Source organism: Hymenobacter mucosus, from assembly GCF_900188255.1.
Lineage (GTDB): Bacteria > Bacteroidota > Bacteroidia > Cytophagales > Hymenobacteraceae > Hymenobacter > Hymenobacter mucosus.
In genome coordinates, this window is the sequence record NZ_FZNS01000003.1 from 425794 (window position 1) to 441440 (window position 15647).

The following is a 15647-nucleotide window of genomic DNA, read 5'->3' on the forward strand; positions in this document are numbered from 1 at the left end:
CCGAGCGCTATTCTACCTTAAGATTAGACTTTATACACCACGAAAAAGGCGGATGAACCCTTCAAAATAGAAGGACACATCCGCCAATACGCTGTTTTTTAGCTCCGAAAGACCTTCGGAAATTCTGACTTTTTAACTTTTCCAGCGGCCCTCGGAGCGGGGACGACCGGTGCTGATTTCTTCTTTGGTTTCGCCTTCGGGCACCTCTCGGGTTTCAATGCGCACGGCGTGGGCTTTGGGCTGCACTTTCTGGCCGAAAGCATCGGCGAATTCTTGGGTAAACTCTGCCCCGAAAAAGATAATGAGGGACGAGTAGTTTACCCACAACAGCAGCACAATGGCCGAGCCTGCCGCCCCGAAGGCCGAGCCAGGATCTGACTTGGCGATGTAGAAGGCAATGAGGTACTTCCCAACCAGGAACAGCAGTGCCGTGATGACGGAACCAATGCCCACGTCGCGCCACCGAATGATGGCGTCGGGTAGGAAGCGGTAAATCATGCCGAACAGTAGCGACGTGATGAAGAGGGAAAGGGCGAAGTCAACGAGATGAATGAAGATGACAGCCACCTCGGGAAACCAGCGTTGCAGCTGATCGGTAAAAACGCTAAGTAAAGCGCTGATAACAAAAGAAATAAGAAGTAGCAAGGCTACGCTCAAAATCAGTCCGAAGGAAAGCAGCCGGTCTCGAATGAACTGCCACACGCCGTTGCGGGGCTTCACCTTTAGATTCCAGATATCGTTAATGCTCTCCTGCAACGTCACGAAGAAGGTAGTAGCCGCAAAAACCAGGGTACCAATTCCGATAATGGAAGCCACTCCACTTTTCTGCTGCTTGGTAAACTCCGCAATGGAATCTTGCAGAAACTTCGCTGAATCGGCTCCCAGGAAGCCGCGCATCTGACCGTAGATCTGGCCAGTCACGGCTTCTGCCCCGTAGATGGCGCTGGCCGTGGTAATCACTATGAGCAGCAGCGGAGGCAGCGAGAAGATGGTATAGTACGACAGGGCGGCGGCGTGGCGAAACGAGTTGTTCACCATAAACTCGCTGGCCGTGGTCTTGAGAATGTTAAGTACGTCGGAGACGCGGTAATGTGAGGCCATCGGGAAGGAGTAAAATCAGACAGAATGCCGCACGTACTACGGGCAGGATTGGCGCAACGTTGGCCGAGACGTTCGTAAATTGGTGATCTTGCGTACAAGCACAGCCGTAGCTGAGCAGCTAACGGATACACTTTTCCTTTTTACTTATGCGGGTTTTCTCTACTACTTCTTGGCTGGCCGGTAGCGGCCTGTTCCTTCTTTCTGGCCTGCTGGCCTGCCAACAGCAAACGCCCGCCGGGCAAGCTGCTGCCAATAACTCTGCCCCCGCCTCCACCGAGGCTGCGGCCAGCTACCCCGCCGCCGAAGGCTTCGACCAAGCTGGCTCGGATGCAAAGGCTACAGCGCTGGCAGACAGTGTAATGCGAAAAATGGGCGGCTACTCAGCATGGCAAAGCACCCGCCTGCTAGGCTGGGACTTTCTGGACGGCTCCTATCAGCTCTGGGACAAGCAGACCGGCGACTTCCGTTGGCAGAAGGATAGCCTAGTGGCCGTGTACAACCTCAACACCAAACAGGGGCACGCGTACCGTAGCGGGCAAGACATTTCGAGCACGCCCGAGGGGCAAAAGCTGCTGGGCCAGATGTATCCCATCTGGGTGAACAACTCGTGGTGGTTGCTCATGCCCTTCAAGCTCAAGGATTCCGGTGTTACGCTCACGTACAAAGGCCCTGGCCAGCTAATGGATGGTACTCCCGCCGAGGTGTTGAACATGACGTTTAAGAACGTAGGCGTCACGCCCGACAACAAGTACGAGGTGCTGGTGAACCCTAAAACTAGCTTGGTAGAAGAGTGGGCCTTTTTCCCCAAAGCAACGGACGCCCAACCGGCGTTTCGTCGGCGCTGGGCCAACTACCGCCAGTATGGCCCCATTATGCTGGCTACAGACCGCACCGATGGGAAGGATGGCCGCGGCCTTGACCACGTAATTGCGCGTACCGACGTCCCTGCTGGTATCATGCAAAACCCCAAGCCTATGGCCCGCCTCTAGGTTTGTTAATAGCCTTCTTACCCAGACTGGCCTCCTAAGGCTACCTACAGGTATACTGCGTAGGTAGCTCTGGGAGGCCAGTTTGGGTTTAGCATAGCGCTTGGCGGAAGCTAGATTTTTGCTAGCTCCCAGCGTAGGGTTTCAATGGGAGCTTCGCGCAGAGCCCCGGCTAGTTCAGCATCGTCTTGGAAATGCAGTTGGTGTAGCACCGTAGCCTCAACGCTTACGGTAAACTGGGTTTCCTGGAAGGGCCAGGGATGCACCGTTATGGGGCCTTCTGCCTGGGGCCGTTGTACTTCGTGGCGCTGTCCGTCGGGGCCGGTGTAGATTTCCAGGTTGCGACCCATTTCGGGTATTTCCTGGCGGCACAAGATCAGGCTGAGCCGGTCGCACCAGTGAAGCAGGGCGTAAGCGCGTTGCGCCTCACTCTTTTTCAGGCGCAAGTCGCGCAGCCAGTGTTTCTGTTGCGTCGCTTGCTCGTCTAAGAAAGTATCTAGCTCGGCTTGCTGCCCGCGGAGGCCTTCGTACAGGGTGCTCAGGTGCAGGCTGGTGAGCAAGCTTCGCCACCGTCCCTGAAACCGGGCTGCCTTCATGAGCTTGGTGGCTTGCTCCAATGAAAACGACTTCATGGTGAAATTGGCGGGTGCTCCCGCTGGAGTCAGGCCGTAGTGCCCATCCCAATCTGCCTGCTCGTCGTCGTGCTGAGCTGCGGCTGCCAGAAGTCCCACCCACTGGTCGTTGGGCAAAAACGCGGGCCACTGGTGCAGCACCTGGGCCGCTAATAAGGCGTGGGCTTGCTGGTAGATAATTTGCCAGCCGGCGGGAACATGGTTTACAATCATACGAAGCTAGGTACGGGGTGCTGCTGAGAAACGCAGCAGAAGCGCCGAGGTTTGTCAAGCTTCTATCAAAAAAGGAACGCCCTACTTGGGGAAGTAGGGCGTCCGGCAGCATACTACCTACTGTTTGCCTATTAAGTAGCAGGAGATACGTGTGCGATGGTGGTAGGTAGTCGCTGAAGTAACTGGTTCGCCCAGTAAGGGTGCAGCTCTATTTCCACGCCGCCAACCTGAAATAGACCGGGCGTATATTCCGGGTCGCTGAAGCGGGTAACTCGAATCTGCGTAGGTGCTTATAGTACCTCAATATGCGAGTAAGGAATGCGCACGAGAGAAGAAAGCCTCAAGTTGTTTTGGATGATTATATCTTATTTATCAGAGCCTTATCTGCAAGATGTTGCCATAGTGCCAGCTTCCTATTCTGGCTGATATTACTTCCGTCTGACGCACGTTGTGTACACTTTCATACTGCGCACGCAACTGTTTCCACCCTGCCTGCAGAGGAATAGGCCACCGTCTCGCTTTATAATAATCCGCAGGCCTAGAAAGATTAGGTACAACATGCCAAGCTGCACTACTACGCGGCCTAGGTAGCAAAGCGCTTCCCAAACTCAGCAACATAGCCGTTACTTCAGTACCAAGGCTTCTTTCAGGTGAAAGAGCATGTCATCCGTCATGGTGTCTAGGGAGTACTGCGGCTGCCAGCCCCAATCTTGGCGGGCGCGCGAATCGTCGATGCTGGCAGGCCAGGAGTCGGCAATCTGCTGGCGCGAATCAGGCTGGTAGGATACCTGAAAGTCGGGGTAGTGGCGCTGAATGCTGGCCGCAACTTCTCGGGGGCTGAAGCTCATGGCGCTCAGGTTGTAGCTAGAACGTACCTGAATAGTGTCGGCGGGAGCGTGCATTAAATCCAAGGTGGCTTTCAATGCGTCGGGCATGTACATCATAGGCAGGTAGGTTTCCTCGGCCAAAAAGCAGTTGTACGATTCTCCGGCTACAGCTTTGTGGTAGATGTCCACGGCGTAGTCGGTGGTGCCGCCACCGGGTAGGCTCTTGTAGCCAATGAGGCCGGGGTAGCGCAAGCTGCGCACATCGAGGCCGTGCTTCTTAAAGTACCATTCACACCACTGCTCCCCGGCCAGCTTACTGATGCCGTACACTGTGTTGGGGTTCATCACCGTGAGTTGGGGTGTGTTGTGGCGGGGGGTATCGGGGCCAAACACGGCAATGGAGCTAGGCCAATATACTTGCTGCACGCCTAGGTCTACGGCCGCGTCTAACACGTGAAACAAGCCGTCCATATTTAGCTGCCACCCAAACTTGGGGTTCTTCTCCGCTGTGGCTGAAAGTAGGGCGGCCAAGTGGTATACCTGCTTGGGCTTGTACTGGCGCATCACTTCTTCCAAGCGGGACTTGTCCAGCACATCAAGCAACTCAAAGGGGCCGGCTTCCTGCAACTCTGGGTTCTGGGGCGCGCGCACATCGGCGGCTATTACAGAAGAGGCACCGTATAGCTGGCGCAACTCGTGCGTAAGCTCTAAGCCCAATTGGCCGCCAGCGCCAATAACAAGAATGGTGTCGCCGGGGGTGGCGGAGCTGCTGAGAGTGGTCTGCATGCAGGAAGTTGAGGAAGGGGGTGGATGGAGGAAGACAAAGATACGCGGATGGCACGGTTCAGCATTGCTACTCCAGCGTGGCAACCGGGCGTACAACCACCGCGCCACTTTTGGTATCTACCTCGTATCAGCACACTAGTAGTTATGCAATTTTTTCTATTCCTTCTGAGCACCTTATGCATGAGCCTAGCGCTGCCAATGGCTGCTCAGCCTACGCCACCACTTGGGCGGCCCGTTTACCGCAACCTAGTTATGGAAGGTGGGGGCATTCGAGGCATTGCCTACGGAGGCGCCTTGCAGGAACTGGAGGCCCGGGGCGTGTTGGTAGGTTTGCGGCGGGTAGGAGGTACGTCGGCAGGAGCCATTCAGGCGGCCCTACTAGCGGTGGGATATTCGCCTCAGGAAATTATTGCCGTCATCAACCAAACGCCCGTGCAGCAGCTCAACGATGGGCGACTCATGTTTTTTGGTGGAAGCACGCGCCTGCTAAAGCAGTATGGCTGGTATCGGGGCGACGAGTTTACGCGCTACCTGAGCCGATTGGTGGCGCGCAAAACGCAACAGCCCAACCTGACCTTGGGCCAGCTACACAACCTGGCCCAGCAACACCCAACCCGCTACCGCGACCTATATACCACGGGCACCAACCTGACCACCCAACGCGTGCAAGTGTTCAGCTATGAAACCAACCCCGACATGCGCGTAGCCGATGCCGTGCGCATCAGCATGAGCATTCCCCTGTACTTCCGGGCGGTGCTACTCAACCAGCAGGGACAGGTAGTGCAGCGGCCAGTGAAAGGGCAGCCTGTGGAGGTACTGGTAGATGGGGGCTTGCTAGCTAACTTTCCCATCACGCTCTTCGACCACCCGCGCTACTTGCCAAGCTCAGGGGCGCCTACCGCCCCAAGCAGCGTGAACCCCGAAACACTGGGGTTGCGCCTCGATCGGGCCGAGCAGATTGCCCTCGATACGTTGCCCGATGGTCGGCAACGCTTGGCACCCTACGCTATTCACGATATAGGCTCGTACGTAGGCGCCCTTTACAACGTCGCCATTGAAAATCTAAACCCAGCGCAGCCTTCCGACTGGCCGCGCACCATTAGCATCAGTACCCGGGGCTTTAATCCAAAAATCAAGCGGATGTCGGCCGCGCAAAAGCAAGAGTTGGTAGACAGCGGCCAACAAGGTGCCCAAGCGTTTTTCAGGCGGTAGCGCCAACAATGCAAGTGCACTGTCCGCTCCCCATCTAGACCCGGCTAGAAGTTGTAGGAAACCCCGCCCGACAAACCCGTAGACTGGCCTACGTTGCGGCCGGCTACATAGGTGCTCACGCCCACGGTAGCCCCAAAGCCCTTGGTGAGCGGTCGAAATACATTGACGCCCAGACGCACGAAGTCCACTCGGGTAGCCGTAAAGTTGCCATCGAAGCCGGGCTGCAACACATCAGTGCCGCTCTCGTCAGAGCGCTGCACCGAGGCTAGGGCTTCGGCGTACAGCTTGCGGCCGGCGTAGCCTACTTTCGTTTCGCCCACGAAGGCATTGGGCACTCGGCCGCTGCGTACGCTGTAGCCTGCTTGGCCGGTAGCAAATACCCCGGAGGCCGTTTTTACGTGCATCACACCCAGCGTAGTAACCTTGGTTGCGCGGTTGCCAATAGCAATGATATAATCGAGGCCTGTATTAGACTGGTAGTTACTAACGGGGGTGCTTACGGCCACTACGCCCAGCAAGTCTACCAGGCTATTGCCAAGCGTGCCGGAGTACGACTTGAACTTGAGGGCACCGGTGACATCCTGGAAATTTTGGCGGGAGTTCTGAAAGCCCAGGTCGTCTAGCACACGGCCGTTGGCCCGGCCCGCCGACCTGATGTAGGGTAGGCTTACAATGGCGTCAATCTTACTTGTGATGCCGTAGGTACCATAAAGATTCACGGACGTAACGTACACCTCCCGGTAGATGGGCACGGTAGTTACTTTTTCGGGGACGAGGTAGGCCTGTTGGTAATTTTCGGAGGTGACCGATACGGCCACCGAACCGTGACCCTTTCCCGCCATGAAACCACTTACCAAGCTTTGAGCCGAAGCGGTGGGGGTAGCGGCCAGCGCAAGAATACCCGCGAGGCCAAGGATTGGGAAGATGTGTTGCATACAGTAGAGGGCGCAAAAAAGGTTTGTAGCGGGTCAAAAGTGAGGCTTTGCGGATGGGCTCGGAAGGCCTACTCTGCGAAGTGCGCCATTTACGCGCTCAACACTACCGTTGGATTGGTGAACGATAAATCCATTTTGGGAAGGCCTTCGTTAATTGCGTGTCTCTTTGGAACACCCTCGCCTCTACTGATTTACACACCGCTTTGTATTGTATTATTTCATGAAACATTTTTTCTCGACTCTGTGCCTGGGGTTGGTTCTGAGCACCACGTTACTGACCAGTTGCCATAAAGACAGCGTGGAACCATCTATTGCGAATAGTGCCGTAGCCAACGATGATTTTAGCGTGCTGGAAGACGCTGCCATCCGGGGCGGAGTAGCCGTAGTGCTTACCAACAAAGCCGCCAACGGCGGCGACTACACGGTGTTTGCACCCACCAATGCCGCCTTTGCGCGTTTGGGGCTGCGGAGCGCGGAAGATCTGCTGGCGCTACGAAAGCCTTTTCTCACTACCACCTTGCTATACCACACGGCGGCGGGCCTGCTACCAGGCAGCAGCTTGCAACCCGGAAGTACTACGGCTTCTGTTGCCGGACCAGCGCGGCGCATCATTGGCCGCAACGGCGCCCTGTATGTAAATGGCTCTCAACTCCTTGCCCGAGATGTGCAGGCGGCCAACGGGCTCGTGCATCCTATTGATAAGGTATTGCTTGCTACCGGGGCCGACATTGTGCAATCGGCGCTAGCCTTGAAAAACGGCCAAGTATTCGTGCAGCCCGAACTGACGTTTCTGGTGGAAGCTTTGGTCTACTGTGAGCTAACCGGGGCTCTTACGGCGTCGCCCGGTAGTCCCTCGTTCACCGTGTTTGCGCCTACCGATGCTGCTTTCAAGCAACTAGGCCAGCAACTAGGGGTATCACTCGCGCAACCCGCCGATATCCGAAAGCTGCCCAAAGCTACCGTCACGGCTGTGCTGCTGAACCACGTAGTCAACAACGGAGGCAAGTTCACACCCGAGTTTGCCGATAATGGCTCCTTACCAACCCTGGGCGGTGGTACACTCACAATGGGCACGTTTGCGGCTGGCGTGATACCAGTTCGGGGTAAAGGCAACGACCAGCCCGCCACCCTGGTTATTCCCGACGTGCAGTGCACCAATGGGGTTGTCCACGTTATCGACCGGGTACTACTGCCCTAGCCTGGGCGCATCGGCGCGGTAGCAAGCGCGGTGGATCCTTCTAGTCCGCTGCTTTGGTAGTAGCTATGAGCAGGTAGGCAATACGCAGTACCTGTGGCCTTCCGCTTGTTCTGCTGCAATCAGGTACTGTTGCTTTCCCTTACGTTATATGCTTCGCTTAGCTGTCCTAAGTAGTATTCTCTTCCTATCAACTGCCGTGCAGGCAGTTACTCCTAGTGCCCAAGTGCGCTCGGTGCCACCTTCGGGGGTGGTGCAAAGCAGTAAATACCGCTCGGAAGAAGTGGCTTTCACCAATTCTGCGGCTCACGTTACGCTGGCCGGCACGCTTACCATCCCGCTGGGCCCCGGGCCCTTCCCGGCGGTGGTGCTGCTCTCCGACATGGGCGCCCAAGACCGGGACGGTACCGCTCGCAGCTACCGGCCCCTACTTATGCTGGCCGACTACCTCAGCCAGCAGGGCATTGCCGTGCTACGCTTTGATGATAGGGGAGTAGGAAAATCAGAAGGTGATAATGCGGCTACTACTACGGCCGAGCGCGTCAAGGATGCCCAGGCGGCAGTAGCCTTTCTGCGCGCCCGCCCCGATATGGTGCCTACTCGCATTGGGTTGATTGGTCATGGCGAAGGCGGCAACGTAGGCTTAGTGGCCGCTAGCCAAGCTGAAGCACCCTCGTTTGTAATTACGCTGGCCGCTACCGGGCAGCTGGGACGCGAAATGTTGGCTACCCAGCAAGCCACCCAGCACCTAGCCGCCGCCACCGACACAAGCCAAACCTTGGGTAAGCGACGCCTCCTAGCTGCGCAAGAAACCAAGAAGCAGGTAGAAAAGATGCGGGCCGAAGGCGCCAACTCTGCCCAGATTGAAACTGCGCTGGCCCAGCAGCAACTCCGCGAGAAAATAGAGGCACAAAAACTACTCAGCAAGGCTCTTAAGCGCCAGCAAGCTATGCTGGAAATCATTCGTCAGACGGCCGACGATGGACAGGCTCAGGCCATTGTCACTAACATGCTGCGCCAGGATGATTCTACCCTGGACCCCGGCCAAGCACGAACTGCGGCCATTCGGATGACGACCCCCTGGTATCGGAGCTACCTCAACTTCGATCCTCAGCAGGGCCTTGCTAAAGTAACCTGCCCCGTGCTACTGCTCCACGGCACCGACGATGTGGAGGTAGCGCTCAGTAACATGGCCCAGCTAGAGAAGGGCCTGAAAGCAAACCGCCACGTAACAATGCAGCGCCTGGAAGAAGTAAACCACGGCTTCCAAGCACCAGAAGCAACGTGGCCAGTGTTCAACAGCCTACCTCAGCCTGTCTTCTCGCCGGTGGCCCTTGCCACCATCCGCGACTGGATTCGGCAACTGTAGAATCTGAAAGGCAAGCAGCAGTGTAAGCGCAGGGCTTTATCCGTTGGGTAAGGCCCTCTCTTGTTATTGGATACCGTACTTTTACCTTCCCATCCGTTTACTAGTGTATTTACATTCCCTCTGCCAATGTACGCCACCCTCCAGCCCGACCTCGAACAGCAACTGCAGGAAATCAAAGATGCTGGCCTCTATAAGAAGGAGCGCATCATTACCTCGCCTCAGGGCGCCGAAATTGAAACGACCGAAGCCGGGGAAGTGCTGAACTTCTGCGCTAATAACTACTTAGGCTTGTCGTCGCACCCCGAGGTAGTGAAGGCGGCCAAAGAAGCCATTGATACCCACGGCTACGGAATGTCGTCGGTGCGCTTTATTTGCGGTACTCAGGACATTCACAAGCAGTTAGAGCAGAAGCTGGCCGAATTTCTCGGTACTGAAGACACGATTCTCTACGCCGCCGCCTTTGATGCCAACGGGGGGGTATTCGAGCCCTTGTTCTCGGAGCAAGACGCCATTATTTCGGACTCGCTCAACCACGCTTCTATCATTGATGGCGTGCGCCTGTGCAAAGCCCAGCGCTACCGCTACGCCCACAACGACATGGAAGATCTGGAAAAGCAGCTCCAGGACGCCCAGGCTAAAGGCACGCGCCACCGCATTATCGTTACCGATGGCTCTTTTTCCATGGACGGCACCATCGCGCAGCTCGACAAAATCTGCGACTTAGCCGACAAGTATCAAGCCCTCGTGATGATTGATGAGTGTCACTCGATGGGCTTCCTGGGCAAAACGGGCCGTGGCACCCACGAGTACCGCGACGTACTAGGCCGCGTAGACATCATCACGGGTACCTTGGGCAAAGCCCTCGGCGGCGCCATGGGTGGCTTTACCTCGGGTCGCAAGGAAATTATTGATATGCTGCGCCAGCGTAGCCGCCCCTATTTGTTCTCCAACACCCTGGCGCCAGCCATTGTGGGCGCTAGCTTGCGTGTGCTAGAACTGCTCACGGAAAGCACTGAGTTGCGCGACAAGCTGGAAGAAAATACCAAGTATTTCCGGGAAAAGATGACGGCGGCTGGCTTCGACATTAAGCCGGGCGAGCATCCTATTGTGCCGGTGATGCTGTACGACGCCAAGCTCAGCCAAGACTTTGCCGCCAAGATGCTAGAGAAAGGCATTTACGTGGTTGGTTTCTACTTCCCCGTAGTGCCTAAGGGCCAGGCCCGTATTCGGGTGCAGCTCTCGGCCGCTCACACCCGCGAGCATCTGGATAAAGCCATCGGTGCTTTCATTGAAGTAGGCCGTGAACTGGGCACCATTAAGGAACCTTCGGCCCAGCAGCCGGAAGCAGGCCAAGTAGTAACGAACACACCCTAATCAGACGAGGCGTGCCGCGTAAAAGCTAAGCAGGCCTTTCTTACTAGTAAGAAAGGCCTGCTTAGCTTTTGAGGTTTGAGTACTTATTACGCCGCCACCTCTGCCGCCGAGCCTGTGGAAGCTATTGGTTGCTTAGGCGCCACGTCAAACAGGAACTCGTTGAGGCGGGCACGTAGGTCAGCCGAAGCTAGGTTGCGGAATACTTCGCCGCCACGCACCAACGACACCTGCCCGGTTTCTTCACTCACTACCAGCACCACGGCATCCGTCACCTCGGTGAGGCCAATGGCGGCGCGGTGACGCAAACCCATGGAGGCGGGCACATCGGGGTTTTCACTCACGGGCAGAATGCAGCGCGCCGCTTGAATGCGCCCCTGCGTAATGATGACGGCGCCGTCGTGCAAGGGGCTGGTTTTGTTAAAGATGCTCATCAGCAGGCGTTTGCTGACGGTGGCATCAATCAGGTCGCCGGAATCGGCGAAGAACTTTAGATCGGAAGCCAGACTGAAGGCAATAAGGGCACCCGTGTTTTTACCAGAGAGGCTCTTGGCAGCTTCTACGAAGGGCGTTATGTTCATTCGCTCACTACCCGTCTCGCGTCGCCAAGGAAACACCCGTACCCGGTCGAGGGCCGTGGCCTTCCCAATGGTGAGCAGAAACCGCCTGATTTCCTGCTGAAATAGAATGATGCCAGCCAGTACACCTACGCTCATAAACTGGCCCAAAATATTGGTCAGTAGCTCCATTCCGGTGGCTTTCACTACCAGATACAGCAGGTAGATGGACATGAAGCCCAGGAAAATCTTCAGCGCTACGCTTCCCGTCAGCAGCTTATAGAGCTGATAGAACAGCACCGTGACCAGAAGCACGTCCACGACGTCTACCCAGCCGATGCGCAGAAAGCCGATGGCGAAGGAACCTAGCACAGAGCAGAGGGAAAGGTGTTAGATACGAGTTGAATGGTTTGCATGGCCTCAGCTACATCGTGTACGCGTAGCAACCGGGCGTCGTTGAGCAGGGCTATCGTATTGACACTAATGGTACCGGCTAGGGCTGCTTCCGGTCCCAAGCCCAGCGGCTTGTACACCATACTCTTGCGCGAAAGGCCAGCTAGTATTGGCAAACCCAGTACTTGCAGTTCCCGCATCCGGCGCAGCAGCTCGTGGCCCTGGCGTGGCGTTTTGGCAAATCCAAAACCAGGATCAAGCACCACGTCGGTTACGCCGTGGCGGCGTAGCTCGGCCAGCTTGTCGCGGAAGTAGCGCACCAGCTCCAGTACTAGGTCTTCCTCGTAGTGGGTGTGCTGGGTCATGGTTTGGGGCGTGCCGCGCATGTGCATCAGAATGTAGGGCACTTGCAGGCGGCCAGCAGTAGCTAGCATGGCCTCGTCGAGCTGCCCCCCGCTGATATCGTTGAGGATGTCGGCCCCCGTTGCTACGGCTTCGGCGGCTACCTCAGCCCGGAAGGTGTCCACGGAAATAAATGCTTCGGGAAAGGCCTTGTGCACGGCGGCCACGGCAGGTAGTAGGCGCCGCATTTCCTCGGCGGGGGAAATGTCCTCGGCTCCCGGGCGGGATGAGTAGCCCCCCAGGTCGAGTACAGCTGCGCCGGCTTGCAACATCTGCTCGGCCCGGCGCAGCAGGTCATCTTCAGCCTTCACGCGGCTGTCGGCAAAGAACGAATCAGGCGTGAGATTCAGAATGCCCATCACCTGCGGCCGGCGCAGATCTAGCACGCGCCCACCGGGGCAACGCAGGGTCTGCCGCGGCGAAAAACACGTATCTTGCGGGGCCTGGAGCATGGTTCTGGGCAGTTAGGAGTTAGCCTACAAAGCGCCGCTGTAGCAGTTCGCCGACGAGGGTAACGCATGGCGGTTGCCACCACTGGCTGATGATTTCGCCTCGGCTGCGGTTCGCAGAATGGGTGGAGTGAAGTACAACAAAATAGGCTGAAAAACTTGGAGAATCAAACCCAGCACGAATACGACCAAGTAATTGGGCAATGTCGCCAGCTGTTTCTGGCCAAAACGCATGACTACGGCACCGCGTGGCGAATCCTGCGTCTACCATCCGTAACGGATCAGATTTACATCAAGGCGCAGCGCATTCGCAGCATCCAGGAAAAAGGCACGCAGCTAGTGGCCGATGGGGTAGAGGAGGAGTTTGTCGCCATTATCAACTACTGCGTTATTGCCCTCATGCAACTGCGCCTACCCGCCGATGCCCCCCTCGACCTGGAACCCGCCGCGGTGGCTACTGCCTACGATGACCAGGTAGATGAAAACCGCCGCCTGCTGTTCGCCAAAAACCATGACTATGGCGAGGCGTGGCGCCAGATGCGCATTGAGAGCATTACCGATATTATTCTGATGAAGCTGCACCGTACCAAGCAAATTGAGGACCTTGGTGGCCTCACGCAGGTATCAGAAGGCGTGGAGGCCAACTACCGCGACATGCTCAACTATGCTGTGTTTGTGCTCATCAAAATGAAGTATGCTACTCCGGCCGCCTAGCCGATACGCGTAGACTAGAAAATGCGTGGTAACTAGCGCACGGTGGCCGGCTTTTCTACGTAATAAGAGCGTTGTGCACCAATAGATGCCTCGTGTGGTTAGAGCCTTCGTACGCTCCGGCTGATCATTACCTTTAGAACTTCTGCCAGCCCTGGGCCCAGACTCCAAGATTCTACGATTGCAACATGAAACAAATCACCCGTATTTGCTGGCTACTGCTGGGCATTGTGTTCATCTTCTCGGGCCTCGTAAAGCTAAACGACCCCATTGGCACGGCCCTCAAGCTGGAAGAGTATTTTGAGGTATTCAGCAAAGATTTTGGCTCGTTCTTTCAGGTATTTATCCCCCACGCCCGCACGCTCAGCATCTTCCTCAGCTCCCTGGAAGTAGTACTGGGGGTAGCGGTGTTATTACGCTGGATGCTGCGCCAAACTTTGTGGGTGCTGCTGGCACTGCTGGTGTTCTTTGGGTTCCTTACATTCTACTCCGCCGCTTTCAACAAGGTAACGGACTGCGGCTGCTTCGGCGACTTTATTAAGCTAACCCCCTGGACGTCCTTCGCCAAGGATATGTTCTTGCTACTGCTGTGGGCAGTAGTGTTTTTCAACTTGCGCTACCTGCGCCGCGTATTTGCTAAGGGTACCCTGGGCGTCATGTACATCACCATTGCCTCGGCCGTGGCCATTGGTATTGGGGTGCGGGCCTTGGGCCACTTGCCCTACTTCGATTTCTTGCCTTATAAGGAAGGCAATGACATTGGCCAGTTGATGAAGCCCCAAGAAGCCGCCCGCTACGAGTATGTAATGGAGCGCAACGGCGAAAGCAAAACCTTTACGGAATATCCCACCGACTCGACCTGGAAATACAAAAGCATGAATGTGCTTAACCCAGAAAAGTCGAAGCCTCTGATTACCGACTTTTCAGTGTTTGATGCGGATGGCAAAGACTACACAGGAGAGGTACTAAAGGGCAATAAGCTGGTGCTAGTAGTGCAGGACGTGCAAAGCGCCGACCGGGACCGGTACAAGGACATCAACAGCCTTTTGGAAGCGGCCAGCAAGTCGCGCAAGCGTATTGAATCCCTCGTGATTACAAGCAGCAGCCCCGGGGCTTTCGACGCTTACCGCCACGATGTGAACCTGGGGGCTCCCTTCTATTTCGCCGACGCTACCGTGCTTAAGTCGATGATTCGCTCTAACCCAGGCCTTATTCTGCTGCAAAACGGAGTAGTGAAAGGGAAGTACCACTACCACGACATCCCCGCAATAGGCGACTTGGAAGCAAAGCTGTAAGCAGTTGCGTCGATGATAGACTTGTGAGTTGCCAAGTAGTACTGATAATTTGCAGGTGCGCACTCAGCAACTCGTAACTGGCAATTCGTAGCATGATTGGATTTATTCTGAGCCGTTTGGGGCAAGGGGTGTTGGTACTGGCGGGCGTGGCCCTTACGGTATTTTTCCTGTTTAATGTGCTGCCCGGCGACCCAGTAGCCCTACTAGCGGGCCAGCGCTCCGATGCCGAAACGCGGGCCGCCATTGCCGCCGACCTCGGCCTGGACCAGCCGCTACCCCTGCAACTGGTAGGCTACCTGAACGACGTATCGCCCCTGGGGCTACATGCCCGCGACTCGGCGGGCGTTGCCAAGTACGGGGGCGTAGCGTTGGTGCCGTTTGGTCAGCGGGCCTTAGTACTGAAAGTGCCTTACCTACGCCGCTCCTTCCAAACCAACAAGGACGTGCTTAGCACATTGCTGGACCACTTCACAGGTACGCTATGGCTAGCCGTAGCGGCTATGATGCTGGCCGCAGTTGTGGGCATCAGCTTGGGTGTGGTGGCGGCTCTTAAGCCGCATTCGTGGCTAGACCGGCTGCTAGTGTCTACCTCCGTGCTAGGAATTTCGGTGCCCTCTTTTGTAGCGGCCATTCTCATTGCCATATCCTTTGGCTTCTACTGGAGCCACTGGACTGGGCTCAACCTCACGGGCCAACTCTACGAAACCGACCCCTTTACGGGACGGCACCTAGTGCTGCGCAACTTGGTGCTACCTGCGTTTGCCCTCGGAATTCGGCCCTTGGCGGTTATCGTGCAGCTCACGCGTTCGTCTATGCTCGATGTGCTTAGCCAGGACTACATCCGTACGGCCCGCGCCAAGGGGCTTTCCAGCTACCGCGTAATTATAGGGCATGCCTTGAAGAATGCGCTGAATCCGGTAATTACTGCGGTGTCGGGCTGGCTGGCTTCGCTCATGGCCGGCGCGTTCTTTATCGAGTACATTTTCAACTGGAAGGGGTTGGGAACCGTCACGCTGCGGGCCGTCGAAAACCTTGATTTCCCAGTAGTAATGGGTGCTACTATTTTCATAGCGGCCATCTTTGTGCTCGTCAATATTGTGGTAGATGTACTCTACGCCCTGCTTGACCCCCGCGTGAAGCTGGGTTAATCCGCACTTACTAGGTGGTTCATCCCCGTTGAAGACTACTTGGTTTCTGTTCTACCAACCGGGCA

Annotated in this window: 14 protein-coding genes; 8 read left to right on the top strand and 6 right to left on the bottom strand. The window is 56.3% G+C overall.

What is annotated here, in order from left to right; all coding sequences use genetic code 11:
- Positions 1-132: 132 nt before the first annotated feature.
- Positions 133-1101 (bottom strand): YihY/virulence factor BrkB family protein, encoded by a 969-nt coding sequence (locus CHB83_RS08995; protein ID WP_045689003.1) that lies wholly within the window; start codon positions 1099-1101, stop codon positions 133-135.
- A gap of 146 nt (positions 1102-1247) precedes the next feature.
- Between CHB83_RS08995 and CHB83_RS09000 the strand changes: the two genes are divergently transcribed.
- Complete coding sequence (locus CHB83_RS09000; protein ID WP_089332376.1) at positions 1248-2090, top strand: hypothetical protein; 843 nt, start codon at positions 1248-1250, stop codon at positions 2088-2090.
- A 110-nt stretch (positions 2091-2200) separates the two neighbouring features.
- Here CHB83_RS09000 and CHB83_RS09005 read toward each other — a convergent pair whose 3' ends face one another.
- Together CHB83_RS09005 and CHB83_RS09010 are read right to left on the bottom strand one after the other, a co-directional pair.
- A complete protein-coding gene (locus tag CHB83_RS09005) occupies positions 2201-2932 on the bottom strand; it encodes a DUF3891 family protein (RefSeq protein ID WP_089332377.1) in 732 nt (243 codons plus the stop codon).
- A 623-nt stretch (positions 2933-3555) separates the two neighbouring features.
- Positions 3556-4545 carry an NAD-dependent epimerase/dehydratase family protein gene (locus CHB83_RS09010; protein ID WP_045689001.1) on the bottom strand — a complete coding sequence of 330 codons (990 nt, stop codon included), beginning with the start codon at positions 4543-4545 and terminating at the stop codon, positions 3556-3558.
- A 198-nt stretch (positions 4546-4743) separates the two neighbouring features.
- On the opposite strand from CHB83_RS09010, the gene CHB83_RS09015 reads away from it, so the two are divergent.
- Positions 4744-5757 (top strand): patatin-like phospholipase family protein, encoded by a 1014-nt coding sequence (locus CHB83_RS09015; RefSeq protein WP_179225494.1) that lies wholly within the window; start codon positions 4744-4746, stop codon positions 5755-5757.
- A 44-nt stretch (positions 5758-5801) separates the two neighbouring features.
- Here CHB83_RS09015 and CHB83_RS09020 read toward each other — a convergent pair whose 3' ends face one another.
- Complete coding sequence (locus CHB83_RS09020; RefSeq protein WP_089332379.1) at positions 5802-6692, bottom strand: hypothetical protein; 891 nt, start codon at positions 6690-6692, stop codon at positions 5802-5804.
- A gap of 220 nt (positions 6693-6912) precedes the next feature.
- Here CHB83_RS09020 and CHB83_RS09025 point away from each other — a divergent pair, with 220 nt between their 5' ends.
- The 3 genes from CHB83_RS09025 (at position 6913) to kbl (ending at position 10630) form a co-directional block, all read left to right on the top strand.
- Positions 6913-7890, top strand: a complete 978-nt coding sequence (locus tag CHB83_RS09025) for a fasciclin domain-containing protein (RefSeq protein ID WP_089332380.1) — start codon at positions 6913-6915, stop codon at positions 7888-7890.
- Between the two features lie 148 nt (positions 7891-8038).
- Entirely contained in the window at positions 8039-9256 is a 1218-nt protein-coding gene (locus tag CHB83_RS09030; protein WP_089332381.1) for an alpha/beta hydrolase family protein, read from the top strand.
- A 126-nt stretch (positions 9257-9382) separates the two neighbouring features.
- On the top strand, positions 9383-10630 hold the full coding sequence (gene kbl, locus CHB83_RS09035; RefSeq protein ID WP_089332382.1) for a glycine C-acetyltransferase: 1248 nt from the start codon (positions 9383-9385) through the stop codon (positions 10628-10630).
- An 86-nt stretch (positions 10631-10716) separates the two neighbouring features.
- On the opposite strand, the gene cdaA is transcribed toward kbl, so the two are convergent.
- Together cdaA and folP are read right to left on the bottom strand one after the other, a co-directional pair.
- Positions 10717-11556, bottom strand: coding sequence for a diadenylate cyclase CdaA (gene cdaA / locus CHB83_RS09040; protein WP_045688808.1), 840 nt, complete (start codon positions 11554-11556; stop codon positions 10717-10719).
- A complete protein-coding gene (folP, locus tag CHB83_RS09045) occupies positions 11550-12431 on the bottom strand; it encodes a dihydropteroate synthase (RefSeq protein WP_089332383.1) in 882 nt (293 codons plus the stop codon). The genes cdaA and folP overlap by 7 nt, the downstream gene beginning before the upstream one ends.
- A gap of 156 nt (positions 12432-12587) precedes the next feature.
- Between folP and CHB83_RS09050 the strand changes: the two genes are divergently transcribed.
- The 3 genes from CHB83_RS09050 (at position 12588) to CHB83_RS09060 (ending at position 15582) form a co-directional block, all read left to right on the top strand.
- Entirely contained in the window at positions 12588-13142 is a 555-nt protein-coding gene (locus tag CHB83_RS09050) for a DUF1599 domain-containing protein (RefSeq protein WP_089332384.1), read from the top strand.
- 185 nt (positions 13143-13327) lie between these two features.
- Positions 13328-14434, top strand: coding sequence for a BT_3928 family protein (locus tag CHB83_RS09055; RefSeq protein WP_089332385.1), 1107 nt, complete (start codon positions 13328-13330; stop codon positions 14432-14434).
- A 92-nt stretch (positions 14435-14526) separates the two neighbouring features.
- A complete protein-coding gene (locus tag CHB83_RS09060) occupies positions 14527-15582 on the top strand; it encodes an ABC transporter permease (protein ID WP_089332386.1) in 1056 nt (351 codons plus the stop codon).
- The last annotated feature ends 65 nt before the right edge of the window (positions 15583-15647 follow it).

Coding starts and splice junctions, on each gene's coding strand:
- CHB83_RS09010 (WP_045689001.1), bottom strand. CDS start 4,545: ATGCAGACCACTCTCAGCAGCTCCGCCACCCCCGGCGACACCATTCTT.
- kbl (WP_089332382.1), top strand. CDS start 9,383: ATGTACGCCACCCTCCAGCCCGACCTCGAACAGCAACTGCAGGAAATC.
- folP (WP_089332383.1), bottom strand. CDS start 12,431: ATGCTCCAGGCCCCGCAAGATACGTGTTTTTCGCCGCGGCAGACCCTG.
- CHB83_RS09020 (WP_089332379.1), bottom strand. CDS start 6,692: ATGCAACACATCTTCCCAATCCTTGGCCTCGCGGGTATTCTTGCGCTG.
- CHB83_RS09025 (WP_089332380.1), top strand. CDS start 6,913: ATGAAACATTTTTTCTCGACTCTGTGCCTGGGGTTGGTTCTGAGCACC.
- CHB83_RS09000 (WP_089332376.1), top strand. CDS start 1,248: ATGCGGGTTTTCTCTACTACTTCTTGGCTGGCCGGTAGCGGCCTGTTC.
- CHB83_RS08995 (WP_045689003.1), bottom strand. CDS start 1,101: ATGGCCTCACATTACCGCGTCTCCGACGTACTTAACATTCTCAAGACC.
- CHB83_RS09060 (WP_089332386.1), top strand. CDS start 14,527: ATGATTGGATTTATTCTGAGCCGTTTGGGGCAAGGGGTGTTGGTACTG.
- CHB83_RS09005 (WP_089332377.1), bottom strand. CDS start 2,932: ATGATTGTAAACCATGTTCCCGCCGGCTGGCAAATTATCTACCAGCAA.
- CHB83_RS09055 (WP_089332385.1), top strand. CDS start 13,328: ATGAAACAAATCACCCGTATTTGCTGGCTACTGCTGGGCATTGTGTTC.
- CHB83_RS09015 (WP_179225494.1), top strand. CDS start 4,744: ATGGCTGCTCAGCCTACGCCACCACTTGGGCGGCCCGTTTACCGCAAC.
- CHB83_RS09030 (WP_089332381.1), top strand. CDS start 8,039: ATGCTTCGCTTAGCTGTCCTAAGTAGTATTCTCTTCCTATCAACTGCC.